Here is a 23,475-nt window from a genome sequence, read left to right as displayed (position 1 = left end):
CACTAAACCCGCTTTTGCGTATTGGCCAACAGCACGTTGACGGCGTAGGCCACGACAAAAACGCCTACCGGCACGGCTTGCGGTGGAATCGGAAACGGCAAGGTCAAACTAACCAATAGCAGATACAACGCACCCAGAATCAGGTAGAGGCTGTAGCGATGGGCCATGGGGCTTGGGTAATCGAAGTTGGTCTGGCTGATCTTGCGCCGCACCAATCCGTCGACGACAAACGGCAGCAATGAAGTCGCTAGGTACGGCAACCAGATGCAAGCCGTAGTCAGACGTTTGATCATTTGGAATATCGTGTCCCACAGCACGTTGAGTCGGCTTTCGATAAAGGGAAACAAATCATGGCGTCCCACATCCTCGAAGCCTTTGGACATCTGGCGTTCGCGCTCGGTCGGTATGAAGTACCGGAACACGCTTTCGCGGATACCAGTGCTGACGAACAAGCGATCAAACCAGCGCTGCGCGGTGTGGCTGATCTGAGATTCCTTTTCGGCGCCAAAATAGCCGATCATAATCCGGTCTTCGACGCGCTGCAGTTCGCGCGTCCAACGGTCCGACACGAAACTGGCCACCAGGATCACTTCCAGTAGCCAAAGCATCAGACTGAACAACAGATTGCGCGTCATGAGCTGGCACCTTGGCGATCCCTTTGTCGATCCAGTTCCGACCGTAGAATTGGCAAGCGACCTTTGACGATGCGGCCGCCGGATAACTTGGCGATGTAATGTAGGTCAGGCAACTGTCCTAGTAACTGGGGTGCAAACAAATCGCCTTCTTCTTCCATCAAGCGTTCACCGACATTGCCGGAAAACACCGTGGGATTGGTCGCGCTAGTCGCTACGCCTTGGGTGCGCATGATGTATTTCAATCGCGTCTTTGGCAGATTGTCGGTGATGTACTGCTGGGTTTCGCTGTCCATGATTCGTAGCGCGATCAGGTTATTGACGTTACCCAGTACCTGGCGGGCTTTGTCTTGGGAACCCGTGCGAGCCGCAAAATCAGCAAAGGTCTGGGTGGCGATGAACAGTCGAATCTTGGCGCCACGGCCTTTGTTCAAGACCTGAATGAAGGGGTCGTTGATGACTTCGGCCGCCTCATCGACAAACACATTCACCGGTCGCTCCGAGACGCCATAGTTGTAACGGTCGCCGGCGACGGCCGCCAAATCGGCTAACAGAATCGAGCCAATCGCACTGCCGACCATGCCATCCGATAACGAGTCCAGGCCGATATAAGCGACCTGGGCCTTTTCGATGATGTGGCCGGTATTGGTGATCGGCCGCAGATCATCCACGTCGTGCGGATTCGGCGACAGCAAAGGACCCAAGGAACCCGATGTCAGCATGTTCATGATTGGAATCAAGGAGGCGACCATCTTGCTGAAGTGGGCTCGGTCGTGTTCGAACAAGGACAACAGGCCTTCCAGATCCAGATTCGGCAATTGATACTGCACGACCTCCCGGTAAAACCGCACTAAGCCTACCGCTTTGGAATCGATGTCCTTGGCATTTTTCAGGTAAGGCCGCGCCTCTTGCCGCCAATGACCGAGGTTGTTGTCGAAATAGCGTTCCAATGCTTGAATCACCAACGTCGAAGGGCCGCCTTCCAAATAACGACGCAGCTTGACCAAAGTTGGCCGTTCCTCGATGACCATCAAGCCCTGAATCACGTTATCCAGCGATTTTTGACCAAAGGCTTTGAACGGATCATTGCTGCTTTCGCTGGGTGAAATGGCGCTGATACGGCTGGCTATTTCCGAAGGCCGGTTGAAATTGTGCAAGGGGTCGAGTCGGACGCTGTCTTCCGGAAACGCTGGATGGAAATACACGAAACGATCCGGACGCTGGGCCAAGGCGCAGGCACATTTGGCGCAGGCCATCAGATCCTTGTCGCCTTTGGGATCGATGATGATCACCGCTTCGCCGCGCAACACGGCTTGCGTCACCAACACGTCAAAGGCCCGCGTTTTACCAGCACCGGTGGTCCCGACCAGCAGCGTATGACCGGCGGTGTGCTGTAAGGGTTGGCGAATCTCGCTTTCGGATACTTCCAGGCCGTGAATCCAGGCCGAACCCATGCGTTGATGATCGCTCGGAATCAGCGTCGAGACATCGCGTTTCAAAATCTCATAGGCCAATTGCGCATGCTTTTGTACCCAATCGAATCCCCAGCCGAACCACAAGGCTTCAGGGTTACGATTCACCAGGGTCACAAGCTTCTCGGCATCCAGGTATTGGAACCGAAACTGGCGTAACCGGCGTTTGCGATACCAGAGACTCAAGGCCGGTGACAATCGCCAACACGCCATCACTCCGCACGCCGTCATCAACCAGTCGAAGGGTTCTCGCGGCAAGCCCGACCAGCGGCTGATGAAATGCGCCAATCCGGCACCGCCCAACCAACCCGAGATGGCATACACCTCGAATATTGGCCGCCAGGGAAACTGGTAGTCGTAATCGGATTTCATGGGCGTAACCGAACCTGGATGCCTTCCGTGGCACTGACCGAGCGACAATCCGGATGGTTGGCGATATCGAGCATCAGGCGAGTGCGCCTGATTGTGGAATGTTGCGTTAGAAATTGTTCCAGCGCGGTATTGGACACTGTGTGCCAGTGACCGTCTGGACATGATTCATCGGGCGGAATGTTTTGTTGCCGCACATGCGTGATCAGCAAATCGATCGTTCCGGGTTTTGCCGGTGGGGTTGTTAGGAGAGAATTTGCTTTATCAGGTTCGGAATTGACTGAACTGTCTGACGCGTTGCCGACAATTGATTTGTGTTTACCTGTTGTGTTTGATTTTGATCGGACAGGCTTGGGTTCTCGAAAGGCCTGGTCTTGAGGCTGAGAAGACTTAGTTGGATCTACAGCCTTTTCAGTACTGCTGCTTAGGGATTGCAGGGATGACGCTGTCAGCGTGGCTTTGCCTTGGGATTTCAATAATGCCTTCAAAGCCAAACTCGGTTCCAATGCCAGCAGGACGCCGCGAACGGATCGAATGGTTTGTACCTTACGCATCGGCGACAGGACGTCGGTCACCAGCCAACCATTGTCCTCCAGGATTTTGATGAACTGGGGCGGATCGACGGCGAGTTTTTCAGCCGTCGCCGGAAACGGCAGCAGGTATTTGTCTTGGACTTCCAATAGATCGCTGCCTAACTGCCATTGGCCTTGATTGAGCATGCTGGCGATGTCCATTAGCCATTGACCGGCATCGCCGTGCATTTCCAACCAGCAATTGGTGCTGTCGACCGGATTAGAGATGCTTTTCGTGTCCGTCGTGGAGAGATTGAGTTTTGCGGTTGAAGCAGTTTTTTCTGTGTTGATCGCTTTGGCTGGCGTTGCGTTATTAGGTTGTTCGGCCTGACACAACGCAGGGGCGTCATCGGTTGATTTGGATTGCGACAGACCTTGATCGGGATCTGATGGCAAGTTATTCATATCCTTCGCGGCTTGTGAATTTGAAATACTTTGTGAAGATTCGGTTAGCTGCGGGTCGGGCAGGGCGCTTAGGTCATGTGCGGGTTCTGATTGGATAGCGTCTGGCAAAACTGAAGCAGGGTTATCTACGCGTTGGGATTGCTTCAGAACCGCGACATTTTTGGCTTTTGCCGGTTTGCGGATTTGCGGTGCCTGATCGGTAACGGGTTCGGCTTTTACGATGGTCGCATCCGATTCGTTGATTTCGCGTGCTGCAACCACGAGCGGCGGCTCGCCGCTGAAAATGAGTTCCGCGGATTTCAGGCGTAACAGATACAGCGGATTGTCCAAGCCTTCTGGCTGCATTTGCCAATAACGGTATTGCCGACCATCCGGCCAGGACTTGGGAATTGCCAAGCCGCGTTCGATCAGGATGTCTGCCAAGGTGTCTTCGTCGCGCGGAATGCCGGGGACTTTGTCCTTGGCCAGCAGGGTAACGATGTCTTGCGCACCGGCCCGCCAGACGATATGCAGGCCATCCTCAAAACGCCATAGTCGAGCGCCTTTTTCGTTGACGGTCCACTGTCCGGACTTGACCAAGCGGCGCATGGCGTCGAACAGGTACTTTTCCACCGGCATGCCCAAGGCCGAGTCGATGTTTTGATAATGCGCTTTTAAATCCCGTTCCACGCTTTTGCAGTCGGCGGTGATCACCAGTGCGTATACTTTGGAACCGCGGTCCAAACCGTTAATGGTTTCCAGCATGGCCTGCATGATGTCGGGGCCGGACTCCAGAATGAAAGTGCGGGCTTCGCGAGTTAGGACGCGCTCGATCACCAAGGCCGAAAACTGTTCATGGCGTTTATGGCGGTTGTCTCGCCAGCGCAGAAAGTATCGGTCGATCTCATTTCGCACAGCCCAGTCGGTGATGTTTTCATCGCAAGGGTTCCAGGTATGTTGCCCCTGTGCGTCGACCACGGCGATATCGGCGACCGGTTTGCCGATGTCATGCAACAGCCCGGCAAAACAGACCGCCAGTCGCCAGCGTAATTCTTGTGCTTTTCGTTCTTTGGGTGATGCTGACGTGGCAAACAAACTGCCTTGAGAAGCCAAGGTCGCCCAATGGGCGACTTCCAATCCGTGCCGAAATAAGCCACCGGCGCCGCGATGGTGATGAGATTCCGAAGCCGGCAATAAGTGGCTGTAGGCGGCATAACGGCGTATGACCGGCGCGGCTATGGTTTGATAAAGACTATCCGGCATGGCCAGCGCCTGTTCGATGGCCGCAATCAACTCCGTTTGACCTGACAGTATGCGTTCCACAGGCGCAGCCGGCAGACCCTTCATGAATGGCGGATAACGCGGCACGTCCTCATCAAGCGTTGTCGCCACCTGACCGACAGGCGCGGACTCGACGCCGAACAGGCGTTGGCGGATGCGGGCAAGCAAAGTCGAAGGCGTATTTTCCATAACGGCGCATCTTGCCGGGAATTTTTCAATCGTCGCTTGCAGCTGACGACGAATTCGACGTCAGCTGCAAGCAGGCCCGGCAAAAGAGTGTTTAGTGTAACGAGCTCCTAAAAATTAGCCCTGGAGCTCTCATGAAATTCAAATCGCTCGTAATCCGCTGTCTTGTGTCCGCAGTGTGCGGCACAGCCTGTACTTCGCTGAACCAGCCAGATGCCTCCGTGAGCGAGACCGTCATCGAATCGATTGTGTCGGTTCAACCTGAACAACCCTGGCGCCTGGATAATGCTTGGCAGACTGGAGGATTGGGCGGTTCGGTATTACGGTCTGCATCGCTTGAACACGTCGTCAGGCAAGTCGATCAGCCGCTTGGCGTTTACTTGGCAAGTGACGACGCAGCGGGCCATGTCCTTAATGTCAGCACGTCCCACATCCCAGATAGCTCGGATGACGATGCACAGGTCATCGAACGCGCCTGGCGAAAATATTGCCATCACCAGCTCGATATGACGCCGGAGGAGCAGGCGCTAGTCAAAACCATGACTATCCCACACAAGGTGCTGAGCCATGGCTGCAATCCTGGCAGCTTGAAGAAGTGAGGCGGCCGTCATGGACAGAAATAACACAAACCATTCGCTCGATAATCTCACCGAACGTTTTCAATCTCTGACGGAGCGGAAAAAGGCCAAATTGCGGGTTGTCGAACCCTTGACGTCTTTGCCCAACTGGCCGTCGGCAATTCGCGGTACACCGAATGCCTGTTTGCGGAGTGCGTTGTTCGCCGGCATCCAAGGCAAGGAACGCATGGCCTACAAAAAACGCACATTGTTGGCGGCGGTCGACGGGATCGAGGTTCGTTACCTCGGCATACAGCTTAATCAATCGGATCTCGATGTCTGGATGCAGATCGTGCACTTGTCCCGGCAACAATTACCGGGATTTAGCGTGACCTTCAGCGCTCATGCCCTGTTGACGGCATTGGGGCGCGGTAGCGGCAAAAGCCAACACGAATGGTTGAAGGAATCGATGGCCCGCTTGGGCGGCGCTTTTGTCGAAATCACCTTTCACGGCCGGGATGCCTTCGGTGAAAAAGGCTTCTTGCGTTATTACCGTGATGAACGGACGCAGCGCTACGTGGTGGAGTTGACCGAATCCATGCTGCGCCTGTTCGAAGAGGGCTACACCTACATCGAATTCGAACAGCGGCAGAAATTGCGCAAGCAACCCTTGGCCTTATGGTTACACGGATTCCTGTCGTCCCATGCCGCTCCGTTTCCGATGAAAATTGCCACCATTCACCGACTGAGTGGCAGTGGCTCGAAAACCTTGCGAGATTTCAAATATCGGTTGGGTAAAGCGTTGGAGGCCTTGGTGAGTATTGGCACTTTGGCTAGCTTTGAATTCGCTGATGATATCGTAAAGATCAAACGCCAACCGACGCCCAGTCAACAACGTTTTCTGGGCGACCAGCAGCTCTAAAAAAGCACGGCATTAGACCGACGCTATTTTGGGTCGATCGAAGCCTCTCGATACGGCATTAGGCCGACGCGGATACGGCATTAGACCGACGGAGGCACGGCATTCGGCCGACAAGGTAACGGCATTAGACCGACGGGCACGGCATTAGACCGACAAAAAGCACGGCATTAGGCCGACGTTTGACACGGCATTAGACCGACGCTACGAGCAAATTGTGAAATCGCTGCAGGCCATGCTATTCGTGGTCTGCAGCGATTCTCTTGTGCTGAAATTTGAGGGTGATAATCTATATATAATCTTTATTTAATCAATATATAGGGAATGGTGATAGCCAGGATTTCGTTTTTGAAACGAATGCTAGTGAGGCGTTTGTCACTGGGCTTATTTGGAACGCCCTTGGTCGTCTTGTGACACCCTCCAAAGTGGATCTTATGACCTCTAGCTGTACTCCATAGTTACTACAATCAAAGCAGATTTATAGATTACTTTGCTCTATTATTACTCGTGTTTCTTTAAGTGCTATTTTACATTGATTGATATATCGATGATATTCAGCTCGCTCTGCATTTTGCAAAACAATATCTATAAATCGCATGACTCCTTCTTTCGCATCCATACTCATTTGCCTCACATACATCCTTACGAAGGGCAACAAATTTGTTGCCACTTTATATGGATAATGATCATTATTATTAAACTGAGGAAGCAATAATGACTTAGCTTTATTCAATTGATTTTCTGCGTCAACAATTGAAAATGGGACACCATTACCTTCAACTGCATTCTCTAAAATGTACCTTGCATAATGATTATCAATGAATTTTGTGTTATATCCCGGTCGACGACTACATGCACCATATGCTGTTTTAAAATATATTTCCGCTTGTGTAAAATTCCCTAAAAATAACTGGCATATTGCATACTGCAACCAAAACTGAGGATCATCACTATAACCATATTCTTGCTTAATTAAATCATAGATTTCCTCAATTGCCGCCAAAGACCTTGTTTGAGTGTTGGGAAGAAGCTGTTGAATCAAGCGAAATTGAATAATTCTCTCAGGAAATTTTCGTTGAATACTTGAAACACCGAAATTTTTAGCGTTTTTAATTGAGCCGACTATGCAGCGAATAAGAACATCAAGCGGTACAAATTCGCGTATAATGGTTTCTGAAACAATTGCAGAAACAGTTTTTATGATATTTGGCGATTTCAATTGAATTAGCGCTCTAGCTCCATTTGAGTTCGCCAAAAGTTGCCGCAATGGCATTCCATTAACTAGATCATCCACTACATCTTGACGGAGCTCTACTGCTTGAGTAACAGTCAAAATTAGACTCATCAAAAGACCATCAAAATCCCTATTTTTAAAATCTATATCATCCAAAGATTCTTTAAGTCTAATAATAGCGCTAGGTGATTTTATAATTCCGAGTAAGATACCCCTAATTTGGTTTGAAGCATCATTTTTTATCACCTTGTCCTTATAATGAGTTGGAGCCCCTTGAAGATCTTCCCACAATCCATGGGCATGCAATAAAGAAACAAAACCAGAACGCTCAGTTTCACTTAATATATCAATGTCGAATTCTATAGGACGTCTATATGTTAAATCGTTTACGAGCTTCCTTTCTATAGATTCGTAGCGAATTGTTCTGTCAGCAATGACAAGTACATCACCTTCTCTAAGCAATCTTTGAATATCACTAATGCAATCGAATCGTTCCCCATTTCCACAGTCATCAACTATAAATGCAACATTCCGTTTTTCAATGTTAAAAATCGCTTGAATTTCTTTTGACCAATTCCTGCTTGTATCAACAAGCATGAAAACACGAAAATCCTTTTCAATTAATGCACGAGAAAGTTGATAAAGAGCAATGCTTTTTCCATTTGATATTTCGCTAAAAATAGCAAAAAAGTTCGGCTTTTGTTGTTCAATAAGATTAACAACTTCAACAACAACTTTTCTTTGGACTGTGTATGTGTTATTCGTTTCCACTTCAGGAGAAAGTAATAAGTCTTCACTAGAAAAGCCTGACGATAGTAATTTAAATATATCAGAATTTGACGGGCGTATTGGATTCCTTGGAATACGAAGCTCATTAAATGCCATGAAACTTTCCTGTAACTTTGGCAAGGTTGCGCGGTCAATCTTTGATAATGCTTCGGCAAAACCAGAAACACCAATCGGACAAAATGAACCAAAGTCATCGAGCATGATTTCAAGATCGCTGTCGCCATCTTCTCTAATAATAAAAAATGTCTTATCGGAAATATCTAATCCACATTGATTCAAGGTTTTTGCAATATCCAAATCGTTTAATGAATAACCGATAAAAAATATGGCTTTTGCGGCTCTAAAATCATGTTTTAATTGAGTACACCATCTTGAGTTATAAAACTCTCCGGCAGCATAGCCTGGCAAAGTAAGAACCAAATTTGTTTCAATGTTTCTAGAAGATATTTTGTCGATAAATCCGTGAATATGGATACATGTGCGAGGATTATGGGAAAACTCATCTACATTATCTGCTACTGTAGCAGAAAGCACTTTTTTATTAGCTTGAACTGCAGCTCTTTCATACCCGTCATCAAAATTCGTTGTGTAAATCCGAGCCCAGTTTTCACTAGCTATTTTTATAGCAGGCTCCATAGATTTAGCGTCAACTCGAACAGTAAATCTTTCTTGAAGAAATTCAACGTAATTTTTATCTCCAACAGACTTAAGCAGTTGAGTGGCTGCAACCCTTAAATCCTTTGTTGCTTTACCATTGCATGCGCTTACCATTTCATCCGCGAGCTTAGTCCCAACAGGTAAAGCCCGAGACTTTACATCTTCAAAAAGAGTAGAAAAACCTGCTCCAAGAAAAAGAATCGCATTTCCTTGAATGGCATGTTGTAGAGCATCATTAAATGGCAGTTTTGGCATGTTTGAATCCCTTTATTCCTTATTTGTACTAAGCTAATATAATTTGAGATGATATTTATTATCACCAATATGTTGTAAGCTTAATGTCGATTAAAACTTCTAATGCAGAGAAGCAACCCTCTATTACCGCTGCGGCGAGTTACAGAAGATGGCCGTTCGAAGCCATGATTCTCTCAGGTTTATTGAAGCAATGCTTGTCATTTAGCCATCTCAACCGATGAATTTGTTGTCTGTGTCAGCTTCAATTGCCCTGCAATAACGCTGCACCGCATCGCGAATTTTTCCCAGTCGATCGAGCTGTTGCCGGATATGGGCAAACTCGGTTTCCAGTTCTTCGACTAATTCCGCTTCCCAGGTGGGTTCGCCCTTCAGCAGGTTGCCAAGCGGATAACGATAGCCACGGCCTTTCTTAACATACTGCGCAATGGGCTTGGTTTGACCGTTTTGCCGTAATGTGGCCATGCGATACCACTCAATGCTGAAACCGCGTTGGTTTTCCCGGCAGCGGATGCGGACGCCGATTCGGCCAGATTCGCTTTTGCTGTGTTTCTGGCGCTGGCTTTTCATCTGGCGCCAATAATCATCGACCAATACTTTGGCTTGCGCCTGGAGATGATCGCACCGGGTTTCGATCCAATGCAGAAGGTCTTGTTCAGTAAGATTGGGCTGACTGTTGACAGGTTGTTCGCTGGACATGAATTTTCCTATTACTTAACTGTAGGGATAGACATGGACAATGCCTAACGGGATTTTCTGTTAATTGCGAGCCTTGGAAAACGCCTTACTGCATAGGTATTTGCACCTTAAATCCCTACCGCAGTAGGCATATCACTGTCATTTTCTCGATGGTTCATTTAGGCATTGCCTTCGCAAAACGGCGTGATTCATGCCTACCTAGGAAATAACTTCGGATTTCAGGCCGATTACCGTTGCCACGTTTCCCTACTAGCGTAGGGAAATCGAAAGTCGATTTACTATTGGGATTTGCGGGCTATGGTCTGTTCGCAATAACGCCAGCATTTTATGCAACCGATATGGGATGCCGATTGCAGTTGACGCCGCATTCGCGATCGTCTGCTGTTACGGTCGCGATCTGCGATCGCATTTCGAACCATCTTGCAGCTGATGGCGTTTTCGTCGTCAGCTGCAAAAGTCGCTGGGAAGATCTGACGGACAATGGCGCGATGAACCGAAATGCCATTTCTTTACCGATCATCATGAGTTTGTGTCTCAGCGCCTCTCTGGCGATGGGTAAGGACGTCGCGCCCGAGGTTTCCTATTTCGCCGACAAACAGCGCGGCTGGTTTTGGTATGAGGTGTTGCCGGAACCGGCTAAAAAAGCCAAACCCGATATTCAAACCGATCAGGAAAAACCCAAGCCGGACATAAAACCGCCCATCGCCGTTGAAGCTGAAATTGAACCCCAAACTCGACCACAGACTGCTGTAGACCCCCAACCACTGTCCTCTGCCTGGTTAAAGCAAAACCTGGAGCATTACCTGAACCAGGCCATCGACGATCCGAGTCCCGAGAACGTCGCTGCGTTTTATTACCTGCAACGGGTGATGATGGACAAAGCCGAGCGCTTTACCAACGCCGCCCGTTACGTGGTGATGTCCGATCCGCAACTCGACGAAACCGTGCGTCGTCCGGTGGCAACCTATGCGGCCAATGAAGCCAATCATCAAGCCAGCGTGGTGGCCGAACGCGCATTGAAAGCAATTGCCGCACAAGCCGGCATTTTGTTTTTCTTCCGTTCCGATTGCCCTTATTGCCATGTCCAGGCGCCGATTCTGGCCATGCTGGAAAACACCTACGGCTTCAAAATCTATCCGGTGTCGCTGGATGGCTTGCCGATGCCGAATGGCTTTTTCAGTCAGTTCAAACGCGATCAAGGGCAGGCCGCGATGTTGGGGGTTGAACAAACCCCGGCGCTGTTCTTGATGAAACCGCCCAAGCAAATTGTACCGTTGGCGCAAGGTGCCTTGTCGCTGGAAGAAGTCACTGGTCGGATTCTGTTGGCGGCCAAGGAAGCCGGTTGGATCGATGCCTCGCAATACCAAACCACTCAGGGCATCCGTAACACACCGATGTTGTTACCGGCCACCGGTAGCATCAGCCTTGCGGTCACTCAAGACCCACTGTCACTGATCCAGGCATTGCAACGCAGTGCGCATTTTGGGAGAACGCCATGACGTCATTTTCGCTATCACGACGCTATCGCCAGGTGGTGGTCTTGATCCTGTTGGTAGAGAGTGCCGTTCCAGCCTATGCCGACCTGCAACAGGAAATGGACAGCATGTTCGGCACCATGACCAACTTCACGGCGCCGACCGCGCATCTGGGGCAACGCCGTGGGGTGATTACCGGTGGCAGCCTGGTGGCGCGCAGCGGCATCACCAACACCAATCTGGTCTCGTTTGTGCCGCCGTCGTTCAGTGCAGGTTGTGGTGGCATCGATTTATTCGCCGGCAGCTTCAGTTTCATCAATTTCAATCAGTTCGTGCAGTTGCTGCGCAACGTGGCCGCCAATGCCTCAGGCTATGCATTTCAACTCGCCGTTGGCGCCATGTGTCCCTGGTGTGCCTCGGTAATGACCGATCTGCAAAAGAAAATCCAGGAGATGAACCAAATGTTCAGCAACTCCTGCCGTTTGGCGCAAGGCTTGGTCAACGACACGGTGAAAGCCTTCGACTTGCAGAGTAAAACCAATCTGTCTAATGCCTCGTTTACCCAAGGCATTTCGGATGTGTTTTCCAGCTGGACCAATACCAGCACGCTTGGCGATCCGGTACAGCAGATCAAACAGAACGACCCGACCGATATGACCAAGATCATCCAAGGCAATTTGGTGTGGCGGTCCTTAGTCAATCAAAATGCTGGCGGTTGGTTTCGCTTCGGCGGCAACAGTTTGCTGGAAGCGGCGATGAGTATTTCCGGTACGGTGATCGTCGATGCCCCGCAAGCCGCACCTGACGGCAAAGGCGAGAACAATGCCATCAGCGCACCGCCGCCGGTGCTGCGGATCAAGGATTTGATGTACGGCAACGACGCCGGCAATAGTTATCAAACCGTCAGGATGTATACCTGCAGTGATGGCCACGAGGCCGATCAGTGTCTGAAACCCATCGTCCAGAACGTCAATCTGGTCGGCTTGAAGCAACGGGTAATGGACATCCTGTTAGGTTCGGCCAATACCGGCAACGGCTTGATTTACAAATTCTCCACTAACACCGGTCAAATCACCGACAGCGAAAAAGCCTTCATGCAAACCGTACCGGATGCCATCGGCGGCATGATCCATAACCTGGCACGGGAAGATGCCGGCATTGCCAAGTTATGGGCCGAAGAAGCAGCGCCGGTGATTGCCTTGGAATTGGCACAGCTAATCGTCAACGACTTACTCAATGCCGTGCAAACTGCTGCGCATATGAATGACCATGCCTACGCCAAGTTGCTGATGGATGCCTTGAAGGACGCCCGGGAGCAAATCCAGGATGAATACGTCACCATCGCCGGTCGTTATGGCAACCCGCAAACCCTGATGGCGTTTTACCAGCAATTGATGACCACCGTGAAGCCGAAACACTATGGCACCGTGGCGCAATTGCCGGCTTCCGGGATGGCTTGGCCAAGTCCTTAAACGCTCATTACTTCCGTCTCCACGCTATGCATTTCACCCACGTTGTTTAAAAGGCAGGTCGCCCATGTTTGAAATCTTCTCCGTGGGCGATTCCGCCTATTTGCAAGCCGTCCTCAATGCGATCGCGATGATTTCCGGTACCGGCGATTACCGCACTGCCGCAGCCGTGGGTGGTATGATCGGCGTCATCATTGTCATGCTGCGTGCCTTGTTGCAATGGGATGGTCGCGGTATTCGTTATCAGGATTTATTGTTGGCCTACGTGTTGTGGTTGATGCTTTATGCGCCGGCGGTGCGGGTGTCGATCGAGGATGCCTATACCGGCAGCGTGGTGGTGGTCGACAATGTGCCGTTGGGCCCGGCCGTGGTGGGTAGCGTGATGTCGAACATGGGTTATCGCACGACACGGCTGTTCGAACAAGGCTTTGGTACCCCGTCGATGACCGGCAATGGCTTTGCCGACAGCTTGCAGACCTTGACGGCGGTAAGGAAGAATCTATTGTCGCGGGTGAATTTAGGCGCGGCCAATGTGCCGAATGCTGGCAGCGATATGGAGACCTCATTTGCCAATTACGTGCGGGAATGCACGTTGACCGGTGTCGATCTAAACCAGAAATCGGTAGATGCCATCTTGCGCGATGCCGATCCCCTGAATGCCATTCGCTTCGATTCCGACATCTACATGACCCAAATCTATGTCGGGGGCCAACCTCAAACCAAAACCTGTACCGATGCCTGGGCGGATTTGAGCGTAGTGGCCAATGGCAATTTTGCGACGGCGCTGGAAGGCTTGTTGCAACCGAGCTTGGGCGTACCGGCGGCAGGCGATACGGTGCCGAAAATCCAAGACGCCTTCGATGCGCTGGCCGGTCCCGGTGTGGTCGATGCCGCCGATTACATGCTGATGTCGGCCATCATGCCGATGTTCGAGAAAGGTGTCATCGGTCGGCATGAAGACGGCTTGCATTGGAACAAAGCGGCGATGGTCGAACAAGCCATTCAGCAACGCAATACCCAATGGGCAGCGGAACAAACCCTGTTTGCCAAAATCGTCCGGCCCATGATGGCCTTCATCGAAGGCTTGAGTTACGCCATCGCGCCGATTATGGCCTTCGTGGTGATGCTGGGTAATGTCGGCCGCCGGCAAAATGGCGGCGCTGACCACTGCCACCTACAACCTGCCCTCGATGATGGGCATTTACCAGCTGGATATGGAGTTGCAACAATGGCTATCGATCGGGGGTATGCTGGCGGCGTCAACACCGGCCATCACTTTGATGCTGATTTATCGTGGTGCAGTAACGGCCACGCATTTCCTGGGACGGATGGATGGCGGCGATTATGTGAACGAGAAAATCGCCACGCCCGATGTGATCAGCCCGGCGCCGGTATTGAATGCCCAACCGCAACATCAATACAGTCCATTATCGGCAGTGACTCAAACCGGTGTCGACAAGGTGCTGCCGACATTCACAGCCGGCAAAGACATGAGTGCGGCGGTTTCGTCAGCTTATTCCGCGTCCGAGCAAGCCACCAGTAGCTTCATGCACAGTGTGTCTTCATCGGCGTCGAAGTCGGCCAGCATCACCAGCGATGCCTTTGACAGCCGATCGCTGGGCAATCAAATCGCCAGCAGTTCGAGTTATACCGACGCCTACAATCGCCAGTTTGGCGAAGCGTTTGCCAAGAAACACGCCGATACCGGCATATCCGCCGATCAGTTTTCGGCACTGGTGGCCGGCAGTGCCAATGCTGGGGCCAAGCTGGGTAATGACCAACTCAGTGGCGTTATCTCCGGCCGCCTGCAGAATGACTTTAAAGTTAGTCAGGATAAGTCCGATGCCATCGCCGCCGACATCAGCCAAACCGTCAACGACAGTCAGGGCTATCAGGCCGGACTGGCCAAAAGCCTGGCGCTGGATGCGCAAACCGGAACTCGAAACGTCGCGTCGATGGGACTGCAAAATCAATCGTTGTCCTCATTGCAACACAGCGCAACCGATGCGGTATCTGCTAGCGAATCCTATCAACAGACTCTATCCGCTCAACAACGCTTCGGGATGCAAGCCAGTTTCGGCGCGGCGGAAACGGGTTACAAAATCGCTCATAACCCCGGTTTGATGGAATATCTGGATCGTACATTAGACCAGTATGGCTTGCGCGGCGATACGCAACGGTTAGCCTCGCAGTGGAAAGCGTCGGGTTGGATCAGCGATGCCGATCAAGCCTATGCGGCCGCCGGCATGTCGTTATTGACCGGCTTCTCGTCACCCAGTTACCGAACGCTGGACGATCAGCAATCGCACCAGGCGCAAATCTTGGGTTACCAACTGCTCGGTGATGCCTTTAATGCGCCACAAGCTGATCAAAGCTGGAATGCCAGCCAGAACGAATCCCTGAAGTCCAATGCACCGGAAACAGGCAAGGTTCAAGCCTCCGTCGAACGGGCCCATCTCAACGATCCAAGCGACGAAACCGAATTGCTGAATCAACGTGCACAGTCGCAGATTCGTTCAGCGACGGGAAACATTGCCGGTGGCGAGGCCCGTGTCGAAGCGCAACATGATCGAAATCTGGCTGAACGTGAACAAAACTCAAGAGATGGCTTCGGTCAATTGGCGAATGTCAAAGAGGAGCATTTTAGGCAGTCGATTGCGGCAGCGGCCAATGAAACGCCTTCAGTTGCTGAGGCGACTTACGATTACTTAGGCGGGAGTATTTACAGCACTGCTAAAACCCTTGAAGCCGTTGGCAAGGTAGCTAATGAACATGTGAGTCAATTTATTGATTATATGAGTAGTGCCTATGCCAAGGATGATAATGCTTGGGAGGCCGTTAAATCCGCTGCGGCTCAGTCATATCCTGGGTTTATGGCTGTGGCGCAAGTTTGGGCTGATCAGAGGGTAAGTGAAGTGGCTGATAAGTTGACACCAAGCCAACAGGCTTACTATAAAGCCTCGATGTTTGAGGCTTTTGCCGGAATTGCCGTAGGTGGAAGAGATGATGGAAGCCTAGGCTTGGCGAAACAAGGAATTCTAGATGAAGAAGCGCCGGCTGACGCAGAGAATATTGCTGTATTATTGAGACAAGTGGCGGGGCAAAACCGATCAGATTTGATCGATCAAATTGCTAACTTTAATCGAGCACGGGGTCGAATCAATTATTAGTTACGATCATTTTACACCGAAAGCTCGTAATGCGCTTACGGCAATCCAGCGTAACAGCATTACTCCTGAAAACAAAAGCGTATAGTCGATTAAATCTGGATTCTGACTCAACAAAACCGAGAGAATCAGAACCAATCCTGCCCAGTAATAATTGCTTTCATGCGAGAGTTTTGCAGCTAAATGTTCTATCAGCTGAACAGTTAACTCTGCTGCCGCGATGATTAGCAAGGTAAGTGAGCCGATTGTTCCAATAAGGTTGAGCGTTTTAGGTAACTCAATCCATTGACTGATCAACCAAATCAAGCCAAAGCATGATGCGAAAATTATTAATTTCTTAAATGCATCAAATGAAAGGGTTCTTGGGTGTATACGTTCGAAAAATCGTTGTAAACCGGAGGAAAACTTGGCAAACGTCGCACCACAAAAAGGACAAATCGATTTTGTTGGTTGCCCGTAATAGGTAATGACGCGCGGCACCATGATTCGATGGCATTCGGGACAATCGACAGTTGCATGGTGGCCATTAAACATTGAGTGATTTGATCGGGTTTGAATCGACCGGCTGGGCCGTTTGAACCGATTTGAGAGTGATGACTGTGTCGGCATAGCATTCTCCATACTTAAGCGGTTGGGCAATCCTACCGCGATTGAGCTAACGTTCCAAGTCGGTTTTTTAAATCAGAACTATTTCAACAAGGCAAAGAAAGATGACCTGCATATCGAACGGTTTATTCGCCGACACTTGCCAGAATTTTGTTGATCACGGTAGCCGAAATCCGAAAATCCGATCGATGCAAAATTTCAAAAGTGGCTCGAGCAGACGAAATCAAACCTTGCTTTTTGGCCTGTCCGATGACGGCGGCAGTACCGACGACCTGGAGTTGATATTCTTTGGCCACAGCCCGGCCGGCACGTTCGTCCATGATCAGCAAATAGTTTTCGGGTGACGATAGCGCGATGTTGATGCAATCCGTTTCACCAGCGTCCAGATCAATGTCTAAACAAGGTGTGATGGATTCATGCCATACCGTTAGCCAACCCGAATCGAATGCGTGAGCTAGGGCTTGTTCACCCGGTGCCGATTTGCCTGGTAACACTTCTTGTTTAACCGATTCGGGCACGAAAACCTGGCCAAATAACTGGGGCAGCCAGATTAAACCCTCCACCAACGCCAGTCCGATCAATGGACTGGCATCGACAATTACTTTTTTGGTCATCCGCGATCAGGCTTGGTTAAGCCACTGGTCCAGAGTGTCCAAATCATCCCCAACTTCGTCGGCCGTTTGATCGATGACGGAAATACCCAGGCGCGAGACGTGCGCAATAAAGTTTGCCAACGGCATATCGGCCAGTTTAGCGGAGCGGGCAAGGGACAGGTTACCGTCCTTGAAAAGTGCCGTTGCCAAGGCTTTACGCACGCCCGGCATTCCAATGATTTTGGCGGCTTTGAGGCCGACCATCACCGCGTCCGGTTCGTTTCGATTCATGACCAGAACCAGATCCTTGTGGGCCATGCGCAAGGCTTCGCTGGGATTGTTCTTTAGACCACTGACATTGACAGTTTTCATAGCTTGATTACATAGGAAGATTGGATGGGTGGATTATAGTCCTCTGAATTGAAATGGGTGCATAAAGTTATCTCCCTGGATGATGAGCTGCCCGGATAATGAATCGCCCCCAATGCGGCCACGACAACGCTGTTTTTAGGATCAATTCTTAGGTAATCATTCTGGTCTTAGGGGTTTGGTTTAGCACGCACATTTGACAGACCTGCTGGTATTTGCAACCATGAATGATCAGATAGGGCGTATGGCAGGTCGTACAGTAAGGTAATTCAGCGAGTCCGTCTCTCAGGGCTTCGACGATAATCCAGGCTTCATCGAAATTTGCTGGCCGTATGCGGCCAAACGGTCGGCGTTCTTGAATATGGTTTGGATAGAGTGTGCAAAATGTATCCCAGGCAAACACCATGGCATTAAGATCGATTTCTGCTCTGATAGCGCCTGAGCAAGCGCTTCGATAGATTGAAGCAAATAGGGCCATGTAAAGAAACGACTCGCGTGACTGCGGCATTGATGTAATGCTAGGGACCAGTCCCGCCACTGGGCTTTCGCGGTGCAGCGAAAAGTAAAGATTACACAATTCTTTAGGGCGCAAGGTTTTGATGACCCGGCTGGCCAATTTTGTACGCAACTTTCGTTTTATTAATTGATAGGCCCAATACTGATCTTTGATCCGAGCAGAAAAGGCGCAATGACTGCTCATGACCCTGGAGGGGGTGCGGACAAAAGCATCAGGAGTTCGATGGCTCGTGCGTTGATTACATCCGGCACTTCGGTTTTTTGGACGTCTAGGAATTTGCTCCATTTGTGGGTGTTGAAACGGGGAACAAAGGTTAGGCAATCACTTCGAGCCAGGCTCTTCAACTGTTCGAGCGGCATCTTTCTGATCAACGACACCGCTTCGGTTGTTAAACCTAGGCAGTACATGGCTTTCTGTTCACTTTCGGAAAAAATTAAGGATTGAGCGACGATGAGGTAGTCGAGATTGAGTTTGTAGAGATTCTCATCCATTCTGCAATCCTTGATGGACTAAAGAATCGCGCGGATTTGATCGGCTAAGGCAATAACTTTTCGTCCGTACTGGATGGCTACTGGCTCGTTTTGCCAACTGTAATATCGGCCGATTCCGTGAGCGAGATTGTCTGGCGCCGATTGGATGGCCTCGTTGAGAAGGCTGGCGCCGATTTCGATATTGATGCTCGGGATCAAGAGTTGTTCGGGTTTCGCAACGCGGTGGCCATGCCACCGCAGATTCACTTGCATGATGCCGACGTCGATATTGCGCTTGCCTTGGTCCAGCATTTGATTGAGTAAAGCTTCTGCCTCCTGCTGACTGTTAGGAATAAAGGAGTTGCCAGCGTTATTGATGGCCCAGGGCCAGGGCATGACACGATTCTGTTCACCGTTTTTCCGCGACTCCATGAGCGCAACGGCATACAGAATATAGGGATCAATGCGATGTCTACGGGCAACTTGTCCCCACTGCGTGTTTTGTAATTTGGTGTTTAATGCCAGGGACTGTTGGCTGTTGCCATTCGCTTGAATGGAATCAGCAGCCATCGATTCCATGGGTTGACTGATGAGGTAAAGGCCGCCGATCATGCCAATCCAAAGGTGCTTAACACGGTTTTGGATTGAAATGCCAGGGAACTTAAATTCTTGAATCTTTGAATGAATAATCGACATCGCAAGTTCACTGTGTTGGTCTCGAAGCGAGTTTACGATTTTGTCAAAAATTCTATATGTTCGAAAAACCTCTCTTTTAGCTGTTTTTCGCCGATGCACTGAGTTTTGCCCTGCTTTTTTACTTGATCTTATGATCGGAAGGAATCCTTGTTACCCGGAGCGCCACTATCATACTGACTGTCCAATAGGTGAAAGACAACCCATCGTTCTACAGGGCCTGCGCGAAAAACCGCTCTGGCTGACGAATTCAGATGATAGAACATGGGAAAATCGCCTGCATGCCGACCGGCAAATTGTGCTCGACAAGGTGAATGCGGGGTTTACCGCTACGAATCGCGTCTATCCTTGCCGTCTTGATTAGGTTTCTTGTCGAGTATCATCTGTCTGACACCGTTCGGGCCGATTTATATCGGCGGCTAGGTGACTACGGAACAAGCTAGTGCTTAATTTCACAAATAAGCGATATAAAAGCCAATCATAACCGCATGATTATAAAATGCTTTTAGTTTTCATTGATTAACGCAATTAAGCACTAGACAACCCCAGCAAGCCTCGATATTGACCAGACAGGAATAGGAACGGCGGTTTTTGGCGGGTAGGATGCCGGAGATGGTTAGGTTGAATGATAATAAAACGCAGCTTCGAAAGTGGTAAATTTTGTAATCCATAACGCATTTAAATGCAAAAAACTCGGATATTTCAAATCATCTGTTGGGCTTCGCGTTGCTCTATCCAGCCTAAGGTCCTGAACAGAATTTGCATCTGCCCAAAGGGAACGAATATGAAGGGAAAGAAATCTTGATGGGACAAGAGAATATCGTCCGGTATTGGCATGCAGTCGAGTTGCTTCAACCTCAATCGGCGCCCAAGCTAAAGAAACGCAGCAACTCATATGGTGCGTTCATTCACGACACTTCAATCCAGCATCCTGTTCCTCCCTGGGCACCTGAAAGTGTCGTTGGCAGACAGGCTTTGCCTAAGAAGCGCGTCTGGAGCCACACGCTCTATGCCCACCTGTATGACAGTCGGCTCGTTGCCGAAAAGCTCAAGGAAGCCTTCGGAGCCGATCAAGGTTATCGAGAGCCTCAGTATCGAGAATCGGCGCTGTTTGCCGCTAAGTTCACCATGGCCGGCCAAATGGTCGATAACAGTTTCGTACTCTCTAGTGAGGCCTGGTTCTTGGGGCGTGTGCTGACTGAAAAAGACTGGACAAGGGGATTCGAGGACGATCAAAATGCTGCCGGCGATCAGGCGAATGCATTGCTTGCAAGCTATGTATCCGGCGACGCTCTGCGGGAGTTGACCCATTGGATTCTCCAATTCCTTGGGGTGGCGGATTTTTTCGGCCATGTGGATCGCCATCTGTTCCGTTTCCGCTCTCAGCCAATCAAGGTCAATAAACCCGAATCGGAAGATGATCCGCTCAACAGTTTCTTGCTCGACGATCTTGCCGATGTCGCTGACAGCATCAGTAAAGACGTGAAAAGTGCTCCCCTGGATCAATACCTCCGCCAGTACGACCCTCAGCTGCGTCTGCACGTTGACGACGACCGCGCATCTCTTCCGCTGATTGAGCGACTGATGCCGGATGCCTACGCGAATAGCTGCTGGCCCTCCGAGCGGCATTTTGGCCTGGTGCATTCTCAACAGCTAGCCGTCAATACGATTCTGTCCACCCTCGCTGACGGCCAGGGACTGCTGGGCATCAACGGCCCGCCAGGCACGGGTAAAACGACGCTACTGCGCGACTTGATTGCCGCCATTGTCACCAGCAGAGCCGATGAGCTTGCCAAGTTGCGCCGAGCCTCCGATGGGTTCGCGAGCAGCGGGCGTGAAGAGGCCAATGACGGCGGTAAGCCGCAGGCCTGCTTCAAGCTCAACCCGGCGCTATATGGCTTCGAAATCGTGGTCGCTTCGTCCAATAACGGCGCCGTGGAGAACGTCACGCTCGAATTGCCCCAGCGGGACAAGATCGACGAGAGCTGGCTGCCTGAAGCCGAGTATTTCGCCGAATTGGGGGAACTGACCAGCGGCAAGCCTGCGTGGGGACTGATTTCCGGCGCACTGGGCAGCAAAGCTCGGCGAAAAAGCTTCGTGGATTGCTATTTCTATGGTCAACGTCCTTTTGGCGGCAAAGACAAGGCGGACTCGGAGGCTGAAGAAGATGCAGATGTCGGGTCAGACGAGGAAATAGAGAACGCCGTAAATACCCAGCCCTCCGCCCCCTCCACGATGGAGGGGAGTGATGGTGACAACGGTGATCACGACGATGCTCCATCCAAAAAAGATAAAGGCCCCCAGGGTTTCATGGGTTGGCTCAGCGCCCATGCCGAGATCAACTCGGACCACTCCTCGGAACAACGCCAAGCATTGTGGCGGCAAGCGGTCGCCGATTACGAAGCGGTCAAGACAGAGGCGCGTAAAGCGTGCGCCGATGCTATTCGCATTCGCGAGTTGATCCAGTCTATCTGCCAGACCAGAAAGAAGATCGCCGACGGGTCCGAAATGCTTGGCACCCTCGAACAGAAACTAGCCGACGCGGTAGCGCAGCTCGCACACCTGGATGCCAATGAAAGCCGCCCAGCCAACTTGGCTCTCAAGCAGTGCCTGGACGCACTCAAACAACACCAAGCCCTCAGGCCGGGTTTTTGGGCAAAATTATTCAGTCTGTGGAAGGCTCAGCGCGACTGGAATGCAACACAGGAATTGCTGGAGGGCGAACGTGATTTAGCGTCCGCGGAATTCGCTCGAATATTACGCCTTACCAAGCGACTCGATACATCAAGGGAGGCCTTGGAAAAACAGACCGCCGAGGCGCGCCGGACACTGCAGCAATTGCAGAACCAAGACAAAGTTCTGACGCGAGACGCTAATGGGCTGGCCAGCGCCTGCCAAGCCGAACATCTGGTCGCTTGGCTGCAAAGCGGCACCATTGGTCGCGGCGATGCAATTGAACTGGCCGAGCCCTGGCGTATTGAAGGCTGGAGACAGGCACGCGCGCGCGTCTTCATCCAAGCGCTCAAGCTCCATCGGACGTTCTTCGAGTTGGAGGCATCCCGGATGCGCTCCAACCTCTTCCTTATCAACGGTTTGTTGACTGGCTCTCACTTCCAAGGTCTTTCGCGCGACGCCATCCGGTCGGCCTGGGCTTCGCTGTTCATGGTCGTTCCGGTACTAAGCAGCACCTTCGCGTCGTTTGCCCGTTCGTTCGGCTCGTTGGGGGCTAGTGAAATTGGCTGGCTGCTGGTGGATGAGGCCGGCCAAGCTCCCCCGCAAGCTGCGGTGGGGGCGTTATGGCGGTCCCGGCGTGCATTGCTGGTGGGTGATCCTCTGCAACTCAAGCCTATCGTTACCGTGTCCGATGCCGTGTTGGAACACATGCGCACGCGCTACCGCATCGATGCGCATTGGCTTCCCAACCGACAATCTGTGCAGACGCTGGCTGACGCGGCTACCCCGTGGGGACGCACGGCTGGCCCGGCTGGTAGCAAGACTTGGGTAGGACTCCCGCTAGCCGTACATCGCCGCTGCGACAGGCCGATGCATGGGCTTGCCAATCGCATTGCCTATGACGGCACCGTGGTGTACGGAACGATTGCACCAAGCTCTGAAAAGGAGACGCGCGCCAGTTTGTCGACTGGCTGGATACATGCTAGTGGCACGTCTCAAGGGAATTGGGTGCCAGCCGAAGGTAAAGCTTTGCAGGAACTGCTGACGCTATTGCGTGAGGATGGCGTGGAGGCCAAAGATATATCCGTCATCACACCCTTCACAGACGTTCGGAACAATCTCAAGCGAATAGTGGGCAACAAAATGGTGTTCGGTACGATTCACACCATGCAGGGCAAGGAAGCACCGGTTGTCATCATGGTGCTAGGTGGCAACACGTCTGGTTCAGGAGCCCGCAACTGGGCTGTTTCGGAACCCAATCTCCTGAACGTAGCTGCGACGCGGGCCAAGCGACGTTTCTATGTGATCGGCGACAGAAACGACTGGAAGAACCGCTCGCTATTCTGTGATGTCGTGGATCTTCTGCCACTCCGAAAATTCCCGACACGCGATCAGGAACAGAGGTCGCTTTCTGAGTAACCGCAAAGACCAGATTTTTGG

The 23,475-nt window shown here is 51.1% G+C and carries 16 protein-coding genes and 1 pseudogene; 6 read left to right on the top strand and 11 right to left on the bottom strand.

Features of this window, described 5'->3' with window-relative positions; genetic code table 11:
- Positions 1-2: 2 nt before the first annotated feature.
- Genes ACMXD4_RS12405 through mobH form a run of 3 tightly spaced genes read right to left on the bottom strand, consistent with a single transcriptional unit; the run spans position 3 to position 4,899 of the window.
- The gene (locus ACMXD4_RS12405) at positions 3-635 is read right to left on the bottom strand and encodes a DUF4400 domain-containing protein (RefSeq protein ID WP_415878253.1); all 633 of its coding nucleotides are present in this window, start codon (positions 633-635) and stop codon (positions 3-5) included.
- Positions 632-2,476 (bottom strand): conjugative transfer system coupling protein TraD, encoded by a 1,845-nt coding sequence (gene traD, locus ACMXD4_RS12400; RefSeq protein WP_415878252.1) that lies wholly within the window; start codon positions 2,474-2,476, stop codon positions 632-634. The genes ACMXD4_RS12405 and traD overlap by 4 nt, the downstream gene beginning before the upstream one ends.
- Positions 2,473-4,899 carry a MobH family relaxase gene (mobH, locus tag ACMXD4_RS12395; protein ID WP_415878251.1) on the bottom strand — a complete coding sequence of 809 codons (2,427 nt, stop codon included), beginning with the start codon at positions 4,897-4,899 and terminating at the stop codon, positions 2,473-2,475. Before mobH ends, traD begins: the two co-directional genes overlap by 4 nt.
- A gap of 218 nt (positions 4,900-5,117) precedes the next feature.
- On the opposite strand from mobH, the gene ACMXD4_RS12390 reads away from it, so the two are divergent.
- Positions 5,118-5,495 (top strand): hypothetical protein, encoded by a 378-nt coding sequence (locus ACMXD4_RS12390; RefSeq protein WP_415878250.1) that lies wholly within the window; start codon positions 5,118-5,120, stop codon positions 5,493-5,495.
- A gap of 10 nt (positions 5,496-5,505) precedes the next feature.
- Positions 5,506-6,375 carry a plasmid replication initiator TrfA gene (gene trfA, locus ACMXD4_RS12385; RefSeq protein ID WP_415878249.1) on the top strand — a complete coding sequence of 290 codons (870 nt, stop codon included), beginning with the start codon at positions 5,506-5,508 and terminating at the stop codon, positions 6,373-6,375.
- Between the two features lie 475 nt (positions 6,376-6,850).
- Here trfA and ACMXD4_RS12380 read toward each other — a convergent pair whose 3' ends face one another.
- Positions 6,851-9,307, bottom strand: coding sequence for an SIR2 family protein (locus tag ACMXD4_RS12380; RefSeq protein WP_415878248.1), 2,457 nt, complete (start codon positions 9,305-9,307; stop codon positions 6,851-6,853).
- A 210-nt stretch (positions 9,308-9,517) separates the two neighbouring features.
- On the bottom strand, positions 9,518-10,003 hold the full coding sequence (gene mobI, locus ACMXD4_RS12375; protein ID WP_415878247.1) for a conjugative transfer protein MobI(A/C): 486 nt from the start codon (positions 10,001-10,003) through the stop codon (positions 9,518-9,520).
- A gap of 488 nt (positions 10,004-10,491) precedes the next feature.
- Between mobI and traF the strand changes: the two genes are divergently transcribed.
- The 3 genes and pseudogenes from traF to ACMXD4_RS12360 all read left to right on the top strand — a co-directional run bounded on the left by traF (position 10,492) and on the right by ACMXD4_RS12360 (position 16,117).
- Positions 10,492-11,502 carry a conjugal transfer protein TraF gene (gene traF / locus ACMXD4_RS12370; protein ID WP_415878246.1) on the top strand — a complete coding sequence of 337 codons (1,011 nt, stop codon included), beginning with the start codon at positions 10,492-10,494 and terminating at the stop codon, positions 11,500-11,502.
- The gene (locus ACMXD4_RS12365) at positions 11,499-12,950 is read left to right on the top strand and encodes a conjugal transfer protein TraH (protein ID WP_415878245.1); all 1,452 of its coding nucleotides are present in this window, start codon (positions 11,499-11,501) and stop codon (positions 12,948-12,950) included. The genes traF and ACMXD4_RS12365 overlap by 4 nt, the downstream gene beginning before the upstream one ends.
- A gap of 64 nt (positions 12,951-13,014) precedes the next feature.
- A pseudogene (locus ACMXD4_RS12360) lies at positions 13,015-16,117 on the top strand (conjugal transfer protein TraG N-terminal domain-containing protein).
- A gap of 6 nt (positions 16,118-16,123) precedes the next feature.
- On the opposite strand, the gene ACMXD4_RS12355 reads toward ACMXD4_RS12360, so the two are convergent.
- From ACMXD4_RS12355 to ACMXD4_RS12330, 6 genes are all read right to left on the bottom strand, one after another.
- Complete coding sequence (locus tag ACMXD4_RS12355; protein WP_415878244.1) at positions 16,124-16,597, bottom strand: hypothetical protein; 474 nt, start codon at positions 16,595-16,597, stop codon at positions 16,124-16,126.
- A gap of 248 nt (positions 16,598-16,845) precedes the next feature.
- Positions 16,846-17,334, bottom strand: coding sequence for a DUF3368 domain-containing protein (locus ACMXD4_RS12350; protein WP_415878243.1), 489 nt, complete (start codon positions 17,332-17,334; stop codon positions 16,846-16,848).
- 6 nt (positions 17,335-17,340) lie between these two features.
- Positions 17,341-17,685, bottom strand: coding sequence for a UPF0175 family protein (locus tag ACMXD4_RS12345; RefSeq protein WP_415878242.1), 345 nt, complete (start codon positions 17,683-17,685; stop codon positions 17,341-17,343).
- 148 nt (positions 17,686-17,833) lie between these two features.
- Positions 17,834-18,382 (bottom strand): FlhC family transcriptional regulator, encoded by a 549-nt coding sequence (locus tag ACMXD4_RS12340; protein ID WP_415878241.1) that lies wholly within the window; start codon positions 18,380-18,382, stop codon positions 17,834-17,836.
- Positions 18,379-18,690, bottom strand: a complete 312-nt coding sequence (locus ACMXD4_RS12335) for a flagellar transcriptional regulator FlhD (protein ID WP_415878240.1) — start codon at positions 18,688-18,690, stop codon at positions 18,379-18,381. The genes ACMXD4_RS12340 and ACMXD4_RS12335 overlap by 4 nt, the downstream gene beginning before the upstream one ends.
- Positions 18,691-18,708: 18 nt before the next feature.
- Positions 18,709-19,365: a transglycosylase SLT domain-containing protein gene (locus ACMXD4_RS12330; protein WP_415878239.1), complete on the bottom strand. Its 657-nt coding sequence runs from the start codon at positions 19,363-19,365 to the stop codon at positions 18,709-18,711.
- A 756-nt stretch (positions 19,366-20,121) separates the two neighbouring features.
- Between ACMXD4_RS12330 and ACMXD4_RS12325 the strand changes: the two genes are divergently transcribed.
- Entirely contained in the window at positions 20,122-23,454 is a 3,333-nt protein-coding gene (locus ACMXD4_RS12325; protein WP_415878238.1) for an AAA domain-containing protein, read from the top strand.
- The last annotated feature ends 21 nt before the right edge of the window (positions 23,455-23,475 follow it).

The sequence above is a fragment of the Methylomonas sp. TEB genome (genome assembly GCF_047777895.1).
GTDB lineage: Bacteria > Pseudomonadota > Gammaproteobacteria > Methylococcales > Methylomonadaceae > Methylomonas.
This window is presented reverse-complemented; position numbering and strand designations above follow the sequence as displayed.